Below are 13,572 nucleotides of genomic sequence, written 5' to 3'. Positions count from 1 at the left end.
TGAACTTTTATATCGACTTATCGAGAGTAGCATTGCCCTCGTACCCACTTTATCGCCCTCCCAAGGAGCAACCCATCATGAAACGCCAATTACTGCTTAGCCTTACCCTGTCGATGCTGGCCAGCACTGCGTTCGCCCTGCCGGCTGCCGATCAAGCTACTCCGCAAGTGAAATCCAGCCACTCGGTGTTCAGCCAAACCGTAGCTGCCGATGGCGGCGACCGCACTCCACAAGGTCAGACTCTGGCTGAAGGCGGCCGTGATCGTCTGGAAGAGAAAGGTCTGGTTCAAGACGGCTACGACAAGACTCCACAAGGACAGTCTCTGGCGTCCGACGGTAGCGATCGCACTCCACAAGGCCAGACCTTGGCATCTGACGGCACCGAACGCACGCCACAAGGCCAAACCTTGGCGTCCGATGGTAGCGACCGTACTCCACAAGGCCAGACCCTCGCTTCCGACGGTGGCGACCGCACTCCACAAGGCCAAACCCTTGCCGAAGGTGGTGGTGACCGTGTGATCGAACGCAACAGTGCCTTGAGCTAAGCCCATGGCGGCCTCGAAAAAAAGCCCAATCACCGGATTGGGCTTTTGACTTTTCCGGCCCGATAAAATCTTTCGCTGCATGCCCTCCCGTTCGACGCCGACAAAGCCGATTTGCTAGAGTGCGGCGCTTGTCCTGCCAAAGAACACCTCCTGCGATGCTGCCCCGCGCCGAACAGAAACAACAGACCCGCAACGCCTTGATGGACGCTGCCCGCCACCTCATGGAAAGCGGCCGAGGATTCGGCAGCCTGAGCCTGCGCGAAGTGACCAAAACCGCCGGCATCGTGCCCACCGGTTTCTACCGGCATTTTGCCGATATGGATGAGCTGGGCCTGGTGCTGGTCAGCGAAGTCGGCCAGACCTTCCGTGAAACCATCCGCTTGGTACGGCACAACGAATTCGTCATGGGCGGCATTATTGATGCTTCGGTGCGGATCTTCCTCGACGTGGTCAGCGCCAATCGCTCGCAATTCCTGTTTCTCGCCCGTGAGCAATACGGCGGTTCGCTGCCGGTGCGTCAGGCGATAGGGCGGTTGCGCGAGAACATCAGTTCCGACCTGGCTGCTGACCTGACAATGATGCCCAAGCTTCAGCATCTGGACGCCGAGGGCCTGAGCGTGATGGCTGACCTGATCGTCAAATCGGTATTCGCCACCCTCCCCGACATCATCGATCCGCCCGCCGAAGCCCTGCCGGAGCATCTGACGCCACAGGCGAAGATCACCCAGCAACTGCGCTTTATCTTTATTGGCCTCAAGCATTGGCAAGGCCTGGGCAGTACCGAGTAATTCCCTCTTCCTTACTGATACATCCGGTCCCCTGTAGGAGTGAGCCTGCTCGCGATAGCGGTTTATCAGCTACATATTTGCTGACTGACACTCCGCTATCGCGAGCAGGCTCACTCCTACAGAGGTTCGGCGCATCAGCCTCCATTTGGTGCATAAAAAATTCTTCACGCACCAAAACCTTCCATATTCCCGCAACATCTTGAAACATTCACTACGCTCCGACAGGGATTTCCTACATCTCGTCCGATTGGCAAGGCCCTTGCTCTAGCCAGAGTATTGTCCATAGCTGGAAGCTTTCCGATGCTGGTGATTCACCGCAGAATCGACCCTCAACCCGTCTGGGCCGCCGAGTTGCACCTGACCTTCGAAGCGCGGAGCAAAAGCCGTTTGCGCTGTTTCAGTGCCGAGGGCGAAGACGTCGGGTTGTTTTTGGAGCGCGGTCAGCCGCCACTGTTTGATGGCGAGTGCCTGCAAGCCGAGGACGGCCGTATCGTCCGCGTCTGCGCTCGACCCGAGCAACTGCTACACGTCACCTGCGCCAACGCTTTCGAACTGACCCGCGCCGCTTATCACTTGGGTAACCGCCACGTGGCTCTACAGGTTGGCGATGGCTGGCTGCGCCTGCTCGACGACTACGTGCTCAAAGCAATGCTTGAACAACTCGGCGCACAGGTCGAAGCGATCGAAGCGCCATTCCAGCCCGAGCACGGCGCTTATGGCGGCGGCCATCACCATTCACGCCACGGCGACGAAGACTTCAATTACGCGCCGAAACTCCATCAGTTCGGCGTACGCCTGTGAATCCGGCCTGGGCGCTGCTGCGCCTGGCCAGTCCGCAACTGCCGATTGGCGGCTACAGCTATTCGCAAGGCCTGGAAATGGCTGTGGATAACGGCCGGGTGAAAAAACCGGACGACGCCCGCCGCTGGATCAGCGATCAGTTGCTGCTCAATCTTTCGCGTTTTGAAGCGCCGCTGTTGCTCGCGCATTGTCAGGCGGCGGCGGATGAAAACTGGAGCGAGTTGCTGATCCTCTGCGAAAGCCACCGCGCCAGCCGCGAGACTCGCGAGTTGCATCTGGAGAGCCGGCAGATGGGCTATTCGTTGCAGCAATTGCTCAATGGTTTGCCTGAACTCGACACGCCGGCGCGCGACTTTCTCGATCAATGCACGGAACCGCATCTGGCCCTGTGCTGGGCGCTGGCCGCACGCGCCTGGGGCATCAGCCCGCAGGATGCCCTCGCCGCGTGGTTGTGGAGCTGGCTGGAAAACCAGCTCGCCGTATTGATGAAAACCCTGCCGCTGGGCCAGCAGGCCGCCCAGCGCCTGACCAGCGAACTGCTGCCGCTGCTGCAACAAGCGCAGCAGGACGCCAGCCGAATCAACCCCGAACACATGGGCAGCGCCGCGTTCGGTCTGTCCCTGGCGTGCATGGCCCATGAGCGCCAGTACAGCCGCCTCTTCCGTTCTTAGGAGAAACACTCGATGAACACACAACCTCTGCGCGTCGGCATCGGCGGCCCGGTCGGTTCCGGCAAAACCGCGTTGACCCTGGCCCTGTGCCTGGCCCTGCGCGAGCGCTACAACCTCGCCGTGGTCACCAACGATATCTACACCCGCGAAGACGCCGATTTTCTCGTGCGCAATGAAGCCCTCGCGCCCGAGCGGATCATCGGCGTGGAAACCGGCGGCTGCCCGCACACGGCGATCCGCGAAGACGCCTCGATCAACCTGGAAGCAGTCGATCAACTGAACCGGCGTTTTCCGGGGCTGGATCTGATTCTGGTGGAATCCGGTGGTGACAACCTCTCGGCGACTTTCAGCCCGGAACTGTCCGACCTGACCATCTACGTGATCGACGTCTCGGCCGGCGACAAGCTGCCGCGCAAGGGCGGGCCGGGCATCTGCAAATCCGATCTGCTGGTGATCAACAAGATCGACCTCGCGCCGCTGGTGGGCGCCTCGCTGGAGATGATGGACAGCGACACCAAACGCATGCGCAACGGCAAGCCGTTCGTCTTCAGCAATCAGAAAACCGGTCAAGGCCTGGAACAAATCATCGCCTTCATCGAACGCCAGGGCCTGCTGACCGCAGCCTGATTCACTGATCAACAAGGAAGCTCATCCATGACACTCAAACGCATTCTTGGCGCCGTGGCGCTGCTGCTGACTCCAGCATTGGCCTTCGCTCACCCAGGTCATGGCGACAGTGGTTTGATCGCCGGTATCAGTCACCCGATCGGTGGACTCGACCATTTGTTGGCGATGGTCGCTGTCGGTCTGTGGGCCGCGCAACAGCAAGGCGCGGCGCGCTGGGCACTGCCGTGCACATTTGTCGGCACCATGCTGATTGGCGGCATGCTCGGGTTTGAAGGGCTGGAACTGCCGGCGCTGGAAAGCGGGATTGCTGCGTCGGTGCTGGCGCTGGGCTTGGCCGTGGCACTGGCGGTGCGTCCGCCGTTGGTCATGGCGGTGGTGGCGACGGCGCTGTTTGCGCTGTTCCATGGCGTGGCGCACGGCTTGGAACTGCCGGACATGAGTAGCCCTTGGGCGTATGCGGCGGGTTTTGTCGCTGCGACAGCCGCACTGCATGCGGCGGGTTATGCCGTGGTGCGTTTCCTGCCTCAGGCAGCGGCGCCGCTGGTACGCTTGGCGGGCGCGGCTTCGGCGGCGACTGGAGTTTGGTTGCTCGCAGGCTAGTTTTTATTGTCTGAACTGGCCCCTTCGCGAGCAAGCTCGCTCCCACAGGTTTTGTGTACGCTGCAAATCCACTGTGGGAGCGAGCCTGCTCGCGAAGGCGGACTGACAGACACCACATCGCTCAGGCCGGTCTCTCTGCTACCATGTCGCGCAATCGCCCCAGCCCGTGACGACGTCCGCCCATGCCCCACGCTTCCCGCTCCACCTCCCTGCCTGAATTGACCGCCCTGTTTCGCGATGTGCAACAGCACTTCGTCGACGTGATCGTGCCCCTCTGGCAAGGCCCGGGCTGGAACGCCGACATGGCGCTGCCCTTTGAGGCGCTGGACGCCACGCATCAGCCGCTGCCACCGCAGCGCTACCGGGCAATGGCCTGCGCACGGCAGCTGTACCTGTTTTCCAGTCTGATCGGGGTTGTGGATAACGCTGACGTACGCGCGGCAGCGCTGTTCCGCTCCTTGCAACGGTACTTTCACGATGCCGAACACGGCGGCTGGTTCTACAGCATCGATGCGCAGGGCAAGCCGCTGGATCAGCGCAAGGATCTCTACACCCACGCCTTTATCCTGTTTGCCTGCGCGCATTACTGGGCAAAGTCCGGCGATTCGCTGGTCGAGTCGACGTTGAATGCGGCGCTGGAAATCATTGGCCGGCGCTTTGCCACCGGTGATGGCTTGTACGAAGCCTGCCTGGAACGCGACTGGATTACCCTGCAAACCGGTCCGCTGCAGAATCCGTTGATGCATCTGGCCGAAGCGTTCCTCGCCACCCTGGCGGTTCGCGAAGATGCCCAGACGCAAAAGGCATTGCTGGAGTTATGCACAGCCATGCACAAGCAGTTCGTCGACCCGCAATACGGCGTGTTGATGGAAAAGCCGCTCGGCGCTGTGGATAACTGGTATGAGCCGGGACACCAGTTCGAATGGTATTTCCTGCTGGAATCGTCTGCGTTGTTGCGGGGTTCGAAACTGCATGCGGCGCTGGATCGGGCGTTTGCCTTCACCGAGCAATACGGTGTGGTGCAGTCATCCGGCGCGGTGCGGGCGATGCTCGATCTGGAAACGAATGGACGCCCGCGCGACTCGACTCAGCGGATCTGGGCTCAGGCGGAATATCTGCGCGCGCTGACCTTGCGTCAGGGCAGTGAAGCGGTGGTACTGCGCCAGTTGCAGGCGTTGCAGCAGCGGTTTCTGCATGCGGGTGGCTGGCATGAGTGCCGGGATGAGTTAGGCGAAGTGAGCCGCAAGGACATGCCTTCGACTACGCCTTATCACTTGGCGACTTGTTACCACGGTCTGGCTGAATATCTTCGCTGATGGATAAATAGCTATCGCGAGCAGGCTCACTCCTACAGGGGAACGCATTCCAAATGTAGGAGTGAGCCTGCTCGCGATTAGCCGTTACGCGGTCGCTAGGCGATCCACTTCCTGTCCCCGGTAAAGCTGATGGTCAACCAGCGCGCCGCATCCGGTTTGCCCAGCTTCGCCGAAATCTCCTCGCGCAACGCATCCAGCTGTCCGACATGGCTCAGCGCATAATCCGCCGGCAACACCACATGAATCTCGATAAACCGTGCCCGTCCGTGCTTCTGCACGTACGACACGTAATCGTCGAAACCATGCTCGGTTTTCGCCGCGTCCATTACCTGTCGCACCTGATCATCCAGCGTGTCCGGGGCGATCCCCAAGACATCGCGTAGCGCCGGCCCAAGGATCTTGAACGCCGGCGGCAACATGGTCAGCGCCAGTACGATCAGGATCAGCGGGTCGACATACACCGCCCACTGGCCATAGCCCTGAGACTTGAGCAGCAGCGCCGCGAGAAAACTGATCAACAGGCCCACGGACAGCATCGCGTCCACCAACCAACTGATGTTGTCGAACTGGATCAGGCTGGATTTGAGCCTGCGATTGCGCTGCCGGACGTAGAAGAAGTAGGCGAATTCGACCACGGTAAACACCGCGGCATAAATGATCACCAGCCCCAACTCGATGTCGCGGCCACCGTTGATGATGCCGAACACGCCGTTGAGAAACGCGTAGATCGCGATCAACATCAGGAAGCTGCCCTCAATCAGCAGCACCATCGGTTCCAGATGCCAGAAACCGAACTGGAAACGGTGATTGCTTTGCTTGGCGATCAGCTTGGCAGTGATCAGCATCAGGACTTTGATGAACGTTGCGATCAGCGAGAAAAAACCATCGAACAGGATGGATTGCGAACCTGAAACAAAACCGGTGACGATCCCGGCAATCGCCACAGCCAACATCAGAATGGTCGATTGTTTGAGCAGTGCCTGCTCACCTCGGTTACTCACTTTGACTCCTCGAAAAACCTTGAAAACCGCGGGGTGCGGTTGGGTTGTTGCGAGGGGAGTTTACCTTATCGCCCTGTTTTGGCCTTTTTGGCCTCTTCGCGAGCAGGCTCGCTCCCACATGAGACCGCGATCAAATGTGGGAGCGAGCCTGCTCGCGAATGGCTTCCGCGCGGTCTTAAGCCTTGTTCCGCTCAATGGCAAAACCAGCCCAGGTCTGGCTCACCGGCATCAATTCCAGGCTGTTGATGTTGATGTGCGCCGGCGCATTCATCACCCAGAAAATCGTCTCGGCGATGTCCTGTGGCTGGATCGGCTCGGCACCGGCGTAAGTCGCGTTGTAACGCTCCTGATCGCCAGCGAAACGCACCAGCGAGAACTCGCTTTCGCACAGCCCCGGCTCAATATTGCTGACCCGCACACCGGTACCCTGCAAGTCGCAACGCAGGTTCAGCGAAAACTGCTTAACGAACGCTTTGGTCGCGCCATACACATGGCTGCCCGGGTACGGATAGTTGCCGGCGATGGAGCCAAGGTTGACGATGCCGGCGCCACGACCATGGGCGATCAGGCGTGGCAGCAGCAGGCGAGTGGCGTACATCAGGCCTTTGACGTTGGTGTCGACCATGGTGTCCCAATCGTCCAGATCGCACTTCGGCGCCGGGTCCACGCCCAGCGCTAAACCTGCGTTGTTGATCAGCCCGCGAAGCTTTGCGAACGACGGCGGCAGATTGGCAATCGCCTCCTCCATCGCCTTGCGATCACGCACATCAAGCACCAGACCATGCACTTCGGTCTGCTTCGACAACTCGGCACACAGCGCGGTCAGGCGTTCTTCACGACGGCCGGTCAGCACCAGTTTCCAGCCAGCCCCGGCAAAACGGCGGGCGCAGGCTTCACCAAATCCGGACGTCGCGCCGGTGATAAACAGGGTGTTGGACATCGTGTTCTCCTTGCTTCGGCCGCCGGGGCAGCCCTTGGAATAGAAAATCAGCAGGCAGCATGCCCGCCCGCGCATTCACGGGCAACACCCACAAGCTGTACAAAAAACGACCAGCCATACCAACGCCATAGCCGCCGTGGCCTGTAGCCATGTGCACGCATGTTATCCACAGTCCCTTCCACAGTTTCCGGGGGCAAGTGCAAACGCGCAAAGCCGCGCCACGCAAGGCTTTGCGGGCGAAATAGAAAGTTTTTTGCTTGACCCTGAAGTGGTGGATGTGCGGGACATGGCATTTTGCACGACTGGTCACTCAGCACAGTGATTGCGCGAGGCCAGCAATTACGGCCCTCAGCGCAGTCTTTCCAGAGTTTAATCACAGACTTATCCACAGGCCCGCTCACCGGTGATAGCTGCTACCGGCACCTCTATAAAAAGGTTGACAACGAAGACTTCAAGCCTCGCAAAAACGCCTGATCAAAAAACAACCACACGCTTGCAAGCCACGGTTTAAAAGGCATGCAGCCAGATACACCCACGTTATTCACAGCCAGCTCCACAGCAAACGGGGACAAGTCAAAACTGTGGAAAAACAGCCATTTGCAGCGTCTATATGTCGCGCTTTGGCAGCTTGGGGAATTTGTTTTCCACAATTCTGGATTCTGGCGCAGATCAACTGTAGGAGTGAGCCTGCTCGCGATAGCGGTGTATCAGTCACCGGTGATGGCGAATGGGAAACCGCCATCGCGAGCAGGCTCACTCCTACAAGGGATTTGTGGTGGGTTTGAGATGTAAAAAGCCCCGGGACTTGCGTCGCCGGGGCTGTGCATAACGTCGAGGAATCAGTGCCCGCCCAGATAAGCGTTACGCACCTCCTCGTTCACCAGCAGCTCTTTACCGGTACCTGTCAGGCGAATCTCGCCGTTGACCATCACATACGCGCGATCCGACAGCTTCAGCGCATGGTTGGCGTTCTGCTCGACCAGAAAAATGGTCATGCCGGTTTTCGCCAACTCACGCAGGGTCGCGAAGATCTGCTTCACCACAATCGGCGCCAACCCGAGGCTAGGCTCATCGAGCAGCAACAGCTTAGGCCGACTCATCAAGGCCCGGGCAATGGCAAGCATTTGCTGTTCACCACCAGACATGGTCATCGCCCGCTGGTTACGTCGCTCTTCAAGCCGAGGGAACAGCGTGAACATGCGCTGCATATCCTCTTTGGCGTACTTGTCGCCAATCGGAATGGTGCCCATCAGCAGGTTTTCCTCGACGGTCATGTCGGGGAACACTCGCCGCCCTTCCGGCGATTGCGCGATTCCGTTGGAGGCGATGTAGTGCGAGGACTTGTGGGTAATGTCGACGCCTTGATAAAGGATCTGCCCGCCTGCCGCCCGTGGCTGACCGAAGATCGACATCAGCAACGTTGATTTACCGGCACCGTTGGAGCCGATCAGGCTGACGGTTTCCCCTTCATTGATCTGCAGCGAAACACCTTTGAGCGCCTGGATCGGTCCGTAGAACACGTCGAGGTCTTTGAGTTCGAGGATCGGTTGGGTCATACCAGCTCCTCTTCATCGGCGCCCAGATAGGCGGCAATCACTTTCGGATCGTTACGGATCGCTTCAGGCCCGCCCTCAGCGATGACGATGCCGTGGTCCAGCACCACGATGTGGTCGGAAATACTCATAACCATGCCCATGTCGTGTTCGATCAGCACCACGGTCAGATCGTGCTCGTCGCGCAGCAGCCGGATCATCGCGCTCAGCGCTTCGGTTTCCTGAGGGTTGAGGCCGGCGGCCGGTTCGTCGAGGCAGATGATCTGCGGCCGCGTGCACATGGCCCGGGCGATCTCCAGACGGCGCTGTTGGCCGTAGGAAAGTTCACCGGCGAGACGGTTGGCGCAGTCGACCAGATCGACCACCTCCAGCCAGTAGAACGCGCAGTCCAGCGCGTCGCTTTCGGCCTTGCGATAGCCCTTGGTGTTGAGGATGCCGGCGAGCATGTTGCGGTTGACCCACATGTGCTGCGCCACCAGCAGGTTTTCCAGCACCGACATTTCCTTGAACAAACGAATGTTCTGGAAGGTTCGCGCCAGGCCTGCACGGTTTACCAAGTGCGTGCCGCCGAACATTTTGTAGTACATGCGGCTGAGGAAGGATTTCGGCGAGACGAAATCGGTCGGTTTGAACGACTCGCCCAACAACTGGATGACGTTGGTCTGCTGGCCGCGCACCTTGAGTTCGATCTTGCCGCCGGTGGCTTTGTAGAACCCGGTCAGGCAGTTGAACACCGTGGTCTTGCCGGCGCCGTTGGGGCCGATCAGGGCGAAGATCGAGTTGCGTTTGACCTTCAGGCTGACATCGCTCAAGGCCTTGATGCCACCGAAATGCATCATCAGTTTTTCAACAGAGAGTACGACTTCACTCATGGCGCAGTCCTCTCATAGTGAATGGCACCTTTGCGTGGAGTGACCCCGGTACGGCTGATGCGAATCAGCCCGCGTGGTCGCCAGATCATCATCAAGACCATCAGGATGCCGAACAGCAGCACGCGATATTCAGCGAAGCCGCGCAGCAGTTCCGGAGCGACGGTGAGCACGAACGCGGCGATTACCACGCCGATGGTCGAGCCCATGCCGCCGAGCACAACGATGGCAAGAATCAACGCTGATTCGAAGAAGGTAAACGAGGTCGGGTTGACGAAGCCTTGGTAGGTGGCGAAAAACACCCCGGCCAGACCTGCGGTCGATGCACCGATGGTGAACGCCGAGAGCTTGACCAGCACGTGGTTGAGGCCCATCGAACGGCAGGCGATTTCGTCTTCACGCAAGGCTTCCCAAGCGCGGCCGACCGGCATCTTCACCAGACGATGCTTGATGTACAGCACCGCCAGCACCACGAGGAACAACACCGCGTAGATGAAGTAATACTTCACGTCCGGGTTGTAGGCGATGCCGAAGAACTCGTGAAACGGCACCCCGCCATCCTTCGCCCGTTTGCCGAACTCCAGACCGAAGAACGTCGGCAGCGGCGCCGGCATGCCGTTAGGGCCGCCGGTCAGCGACAACCAGTTGTTGAGGACCAGGCGAATGATTTCACCAAAGCCCAGAGTCACGATTGCCAGATAGTCGCCGTGCAGACGCAACACCGGGAAGCCGAGGATGCACCCGGCCAGCCCGGCAGTGATCGCCGCCAGCGGCAGCACCGTCCAGAAGCCCAGACCGAGGTACTGATAACCGAGCGCCAGACCGTAGGCACCGATGGCGTAGAACGCCACGTAACCCAGATCGAGCAGACCGGCCAGACCGACCACAATGTTCAGCCCCAGCCCCAGCAACACGTAGATCAACCCGAGGATGACCACGCCGAGCAGATAGGAGTTGGAGACAAACGGCACGATGACGGCCAGCACAATCAGCAGCGGGATGATCCAGCGCAGCGAGGATTTGTGATCGGCAGGCAGCACGTGCACACCAGAGCCGGTGCTCTCGAATCCGTCGAGAATTTTCAGGCCCTTGGGCGTTTGCAGGAACAGGCTGAGGGCAAAGCGGCCAATCATGACAATGCCGATGATCCAGGCCACACGGGTCGGCTCGAGGTTAAAGCTGTAACCCTCGAGCACGACGCCGACAATCGGGCCGAAAACGATCAGGGCAATCAGGCCGGCAAGAATCGCCTCAACCAGGCTTTTTTTGATATCGATGGATTTTTGAGTGGTTGAAGACATCGCTTACACCTTCGACACAAGAGGACGGCCCAACAGGCCCTGCGGCCGGAAGACCAGAACAAGTACGAGCAGCGAGAAGCTGAACACGTCTTTGTAGTCGGAGTTGACCAGACCGGAGAACAGCGACTCGGAAATGCCGAGGATGATCCCGCCGAGCATGGCCCCGGGCAGTGAACCGATCCCGCCAAGCACCGCCGCGGTGAACGCCTTGATGCCGATAATGAAGCCGGCATAGAAGTCGAAAGTGCCGTAGTTCATGGTGATCAGTACGCCGGCCAGCGCTGCCATGGCTGCACCGATGATGAACACATAGGAAATGACCCGATCGGTATTGATGCCAAGGATCGAAGCCATCTTGCGGTCTTGCTGGGTCGCACGGCACATGCGTCCGAGCTTGGTGTACTTGATGATGTAGGTCAGCAGGCCCATGCCGACGAATGCGGCCACCAGAATGAAAACTTTGGTGTAGGTCAGTTGCACGAAACCGGTACCGATGTCGACACGCCACGCACCGCTCAGCAGGGTTGGCACGCCCTGTTGTTTGGCGCCTTGAGCGATCTGTGCGTAGTTTTGCAGGATCAGGGAAATGCCGATGGCGCTGATCAGCGGTGCCAGTCGGGTGGAGTTGCGCAGGGGTTTGTAGGCGACTCGTTCAATGACCCAGCCATACACCGCCGTGACGACGATGGTGAAGATCAGTGTGCCGAGCATCAGCAGCGGGAAAGATTCGATACCGAAGTAAGCCAGCAGAGCCAGACTGATTGCCGCCAGGTAAGCAGAAATCATGTAAACCTCGCCGTGGGCGAAGTTGATCATGCCGATGATGCCGTAGACCATTGTGTAGCCGATGGCGATCAGGCCATAGACCGACCCGAGGGTCAGGCCATTGACCAGTTGCTGCAGGAAAATACCATCCATAACGCAATCTCACGCAGTGAGAACCTGCACACCTTTGATGTGCGGCTCTTCTAGGAAAAATACAGATTTACGTCGGAGCAATGTCAGCCACGATCCACCCGTCACCACCGCCCCCTGTAGGAATGAGCCTGCTCGCGATAGCGGATTAACATTCAACACATGTGTTGCCTGTAACTCCGTCATCGCGAGCAGGCTCACTCCTACAAAGGAACCGTGGGATCAGTTGATCGCGTCAGCCCTTACTTCTGTTTTTCCAGCTGGTGATATTTGCCATCCTTGTCCCACTGGTAAACCACGTAGTCGGAGACTTTCAGGTCGCCCTTGGAATCCCAGGTTTTTTCGCCCATGACGGTTTTCACCGGATTTTTCTTCAGCCAGGCCGCAGCCTCTTCACCCTTGTTGGACTTCGCGCCATTGAACGCGGCAGCCAGGGTCTGCACCGAAGCGTAGGCGTACAGGGTGTAGCCCTCAGGCTCGGTACCGGCCTTGCGGAATGCGTCCACAACGGTCTTGCTCTCAGGCAACAGACGCGGGTCGGCGCCGAAGGTCATCAGCACGCCATCGGTGAATTGCGGACCACCGGCGGTGGTCACCAGTTCGTCAGTCACGATGCCGTCATCGGACATGAACTTGACGTCTTTCAGGCCTTGTTCACGCAGTTGGCGAACCAGCGGGCCGGCCTCCGGGTGCAGACCGCCGAAGTAGACGACGTCGGCGCCGGCGCCACGGATCTTGGTGACGATGGTGCTGAAGTCTTTTTCGCCACGGGTCAGGCCTTCGTACAACACGGGCGTCACGCCGCGCTTGACCAGTTGCGCCTTGGTGGCATCCGCCAGGCCTTGGCCGTAGGTATCTTTGTCGTGCAGCACGACGACTTTCTTGCCCTTGAGCACGTCGACGATGTAGTCGCCGGCCACAATGCCTTGCTGGTCGTCACGCCCGCACATACGGAACATGGCACTGAGGCCGCGCTCGGTGACTTGCGGGTTGGTCGAACCCGGGGTGATCGCGATGATCCCGGCTTCGTCGTAGATTTCCGACGCTGGAATGGTCGAAGAAGAGCAGAAGTGACCGACCACGCCGGCGACTTTCTGGTTGGTGAGGTCCTTGGCGACCGTCACGGCCTGCTTCGGCTCGCAGGCGTCATCGCCCTTGACCAGAACGATTTTCTCCCCGTTGACGCCGCCAGCCGCGTTCACCGCGTCAGCCGCTGCCTGTGCACCCTTCATGTACTGCTCGCCAAATGCCGCGTTGGCGCCAGTCATTGGACCCGCTACACCGATTTTCACATCAGCTTGAGCAAACGCAGAAACACCCAACGCAGTAGCCACTGCGAGGGCCAGAAAGCCTTTCTTGTAAAACGTCTGGGACATGAGGTGGTGCTCCAAGGTTTTTTTTAGTTGGCACTGCGACTTCACTTCACTGAATGCTCTGAGCAAGGGCCGTGCCATCGGTTTTTTATTCTTCAAAAAGTCGCTGCTTTCTTGTTATTTCGACTGTTTCGTTCCCATTTTCATTGGGCGTGCAACCGTCTAAACCGCGGAAGGTGAAACCATTTATTTTTTCAGGCGCAACCCGCACGCGCCATCATTGCAACCGCGGCGTCAAACGACGTGCAACCAGCCTGTAACAGCCCGCGTCA

Annotated in this window: 14 protein-coding genes; 7 read left to right on the top strand and 7 right to left on the bottom strand. The window is 59.1% G+C overall.

Annotation, left to right across the window (positions count from 1 at the left end; genetic code table 11):
- Positions 1-77 precede the first annotated feature (77 nt).
- From CKW17_RS23035 to CKW17_RS23005, 7 genes are all read left to right on the top strand, one after another.
- A complete protein-coding gene (locus CKW17_RS23035) occupies positions 78-545 on the top strand; it encodes a hypothetical protein (protein WP_095121873.1) in 468 nt (155 codons plus the stop codon).
- Positions 546-700: 155 nt separating this feature from the next.
- The gene (locus CKW17_RS23030) at positions 701-1,333 is read left to right on the top strand and encodes a TetR family transcriptional regulator (RefSeq protein ID WP_077570695.1); all 633 of its coding nucleotides are present in this window, start codon (positions 701-703) and stop codon (positions 1,331-1,333) included.
- A 300-nt stretch (positions 1,334-1,633) separates the two neighbouring features.
- Positions 1,634-2,134, top strand: a complete 501-nt coding sequence (gene ureE / locus CKW17_RS23025; RefSeq protein WP_095121871.1) for an urease accessory protein UreE — start codon at positions 1,634-1,636, stop codon at positions 2,132-2,134.
- The gene (locus CKW17_RS23020) at positions 2,131-2,805 is read left to right on the top strand and encodes an urease accessory protein UreF (RefSeq protein ID WP_095121869.1); all 675 of its coding nucleotides are present in this window, start codon (positions 2,131-2,133) and stop codon (positions 2,803-2,805) included. The genes ureE and CKW17_RS23020 overlap by 4 nt, the downstream gene beginning before the upstream one ends.
- A 12-nt stretch (positions 2,806-2,817) precedes the next feature.
- The gene (gene ureG, locus CKW17_RS23015) at positions 2,818-3,432 is read left to right on the top strand and encodes an urease accessory protein UreG (protein WP_007915910.1); all 615 of its coding nucleotides are present in this window, start codon (positions 2,818-2,820) and stop codon (positions 3,430-3,432) included.
- A gap of 27 nt (positions 3,433-3,459) precedes the next feature.
- Positions 3,460-4,032, top strand: a complete 573-nt coding sequence (locus CKW17_RS23010; RefSeq protein ID WP_095121867.1) for a HupE/UreJ family protein — start codon at positions 3,460-3,462, stop codon at positions 4,030-4,032.
- Positions 4,033-4,214: 182 nt separating this feature from the next.
- Entirely contained in the window at positions 4,215-5,348 is a 1,134-nt protein-coding gene (locus tag CKW17_RS23005) for an AGE family epimerase/isomerase (RefSeq protein ID WP_095121865.1), read from the top strand.
- 95 nt (positions 5,349-5,443) lie between these two features.
- On the opposite strand, the gene CKW17_RS23000 is transcribed toward CKW17_RS23005, so the two are convergent.
- From CKW17_RS23000 to CKW17_RS22965, 7 genes are all read right to left on the bottom strand, one after another.
- Positions 5,444-6,349: a cation diffusion facilitator family transporter gene (locus tag CKW17_RS23000; protein WP_095121863.1), complete on the bottom strand. Its 906-nt coding sequence runs from the start codon at positions 6,347-6,349 to the stop codon at positions 5,444-5,446.
- Positions 6,350-6,524: 175 nt separating this feature from the next.
- Positions 6,525-7,289 carry an SDR family oxidoreductase gene (locus CKW17_RS22995; RefSeq protein ID WP_095121861.1) on the bottom strand — a complete coding sequence of 255 codons (765 nt, stop codon included), beginning with the start codon at positions 7,287-7,289 and terminating at the stop codon, positions 6,525-6,527.
- Between the two features lie 839 nt (positions 7,290-8,128).
- The gene (locus tag CKW17_RS22985) at positions 8,129-8,845 is read right to left on the bottom strand and encodes an ABC transporter ATP-binding protein (RefSeq protein WP_007915900.1); all 717 of its coding nucleotides are present in this window, start codon (positions 8,843-8,845) and stop codon (positions 8,129-8,131) included.
- A complete protein-coding gene (locus tag CKW17_RS22980; RefSeq protein ID WP_095121859.1) occupies positions 8,842-9,714 on the bottom strand; it encodes an ABC transporter ATP-binding protein in 873 nt (290 codons plus the stop codon). The genes CKW17_RS22985 and CKW17_RS22980 overlap by 4 nt, the downstream gene beginning before the upstream one ends.
- Complete coding sequence (gene livM, locus CKW17_RS22975) at positions 9,711-11,012, bottom strand: high-affinity branched-chain amino acid ABC transporter permease LivM (RefSeq protein WP_095047315.1); 1,302 nt, start codon at positions 11,010-11,012, stop codon at positions 9,711-9,713. Before livM ends, CKW17_RS22980 begins: the two co-directional genes overlap by 4 nt.
- Positions 11,013-11,015: 3 nt before the next feature.
- Positions 11,016-11,930, bottom strand: coding sequence for a branched-chain amino acid ABC transporter permease LivH (locus CKW17_RS22970; RefSeq protein ID WP_095121858.1), 915 nt, complete (start codon positions 11,928-11,930; stop codon positions 11,016-11,018).
- 239 nt (positions 11,931-12,169) lie between these two features.
- On the bottom strand, positions 12,170-13,303 hold the full coding sequence (locus CKW17_RS22965; RefSeq protein WP_038360427.1) for an ABC transporter substrate-binding protein: 1,134 nt from the start codon (positions 13,301-13,303) through the stop codon (positions 12,170-12,172).
- Positions 13,304-13,572: the final 269 nt, after the last annotated feature.

The organism is Pseudomonas sp. Irchel s3f10 (genome assembly GCF_900187515.1).
GTDB classification, from domain to species: Bacteria; Pseudomonadota; Gammaproteobacteria; order Pseudomonadales; family Pseudomonadaceae; genus Aquipseudomonas; species Aquipseudomonas tensinigenes.
This window is presented reverse-complemented; position numbering and strand designations above follow the sequence as displayed.

What these genes read in the sequence shown, in the direction of transcription:
- CKW17_RS23010 (WP_095121867.1), top strand. Translation starts at nt 3,460, where the DNA reads ATGACACTCAAACGCATTCTTGGCGCCGTGGCGCTGCTGCTGACTCCA.
- CKW17_RS23030 (WP_077570695.1), top strand. Translation starts at nt 701, where the DNA reads ATGCTGCCCCGCGCCGAACAGAAACAACAGACCCGCAACGCCTTGATG.
- CKW17_RS23035 (WP_095121873.1), top strand. Translation starts at nt 78, where the DNA reads ATGAAACGCCAATTACTGCTTAGCCTTACCCTGTCGATGCTGGCCAGC.
- CKW17_RS22980 (WP_095121859.1), bottom strand. Translation starts at nt 9,714, where the DNA reads ATGAGTGAAGTCGTACTCTCTGTTGAAAAACTGATGATGCATTTCGGT.
- CKW17_RS22965 (WP_038360427.1), bottom strand. Translation starts at nt 13,303, where the DNA reads ATGTCCCAGACGTTTTACAAGAAAGGCTTTCTGGCCCTCGCAGTGGCT.
- CKW17_RS22970 (WP_095121858.1), bottom strand. Translation starts at nt 11,930, where the DNA reads ATGGATGGTATTTTCCTGCAGCAACTGGTCAATGGCCTGACCCTCGGG.
- CKW17_RS22995 (WP_095121861.1), bottom strand. Translation starts at nt 7,289, where the DNA reads ATGTCCAACACCCTGTTTATCACCGGCGCGACGTCCGGATTTGGTGAA.
- ureE (WP_095121871.1), top strand. Translation starts at nt 1,634, where the DNA reads ATGCTGGTGATTCACCGCAGAATCGACCCTCAACCCGTCTGGGCCGCC.
- ureG (WP_007915910.1), top strand. Translation starts at nt 2,818, where the DNA reads ATGAACACACAACCTCTGCGCGTCGGCATCGGCGGCCCGGTCGGTTCC.
- livM (WP_095047315.1), bottom strand. Translation starts at nt 11,012, where the DNA reads ATGTCTTCAACCACTCAAAAATCCATCGATATCAAAAAAAGCCTGGTT.
- CKW17_RS22985 (WP_007915900.1), bottom strand. Translation starts at nt 8,845, where the DNA reads ATGACCCAACCGATCCTCGAACTCAAAGACCTCGACGTGTTCTACGGA.
- CKW17_RS23005 (WP_095121865.1), top strand. Translation starts at nt 4,215, where the DNA reads ATGCCCCACGCTTCCCGCTCCACCTCCCTGCCTGAATTGACCGCCCTG.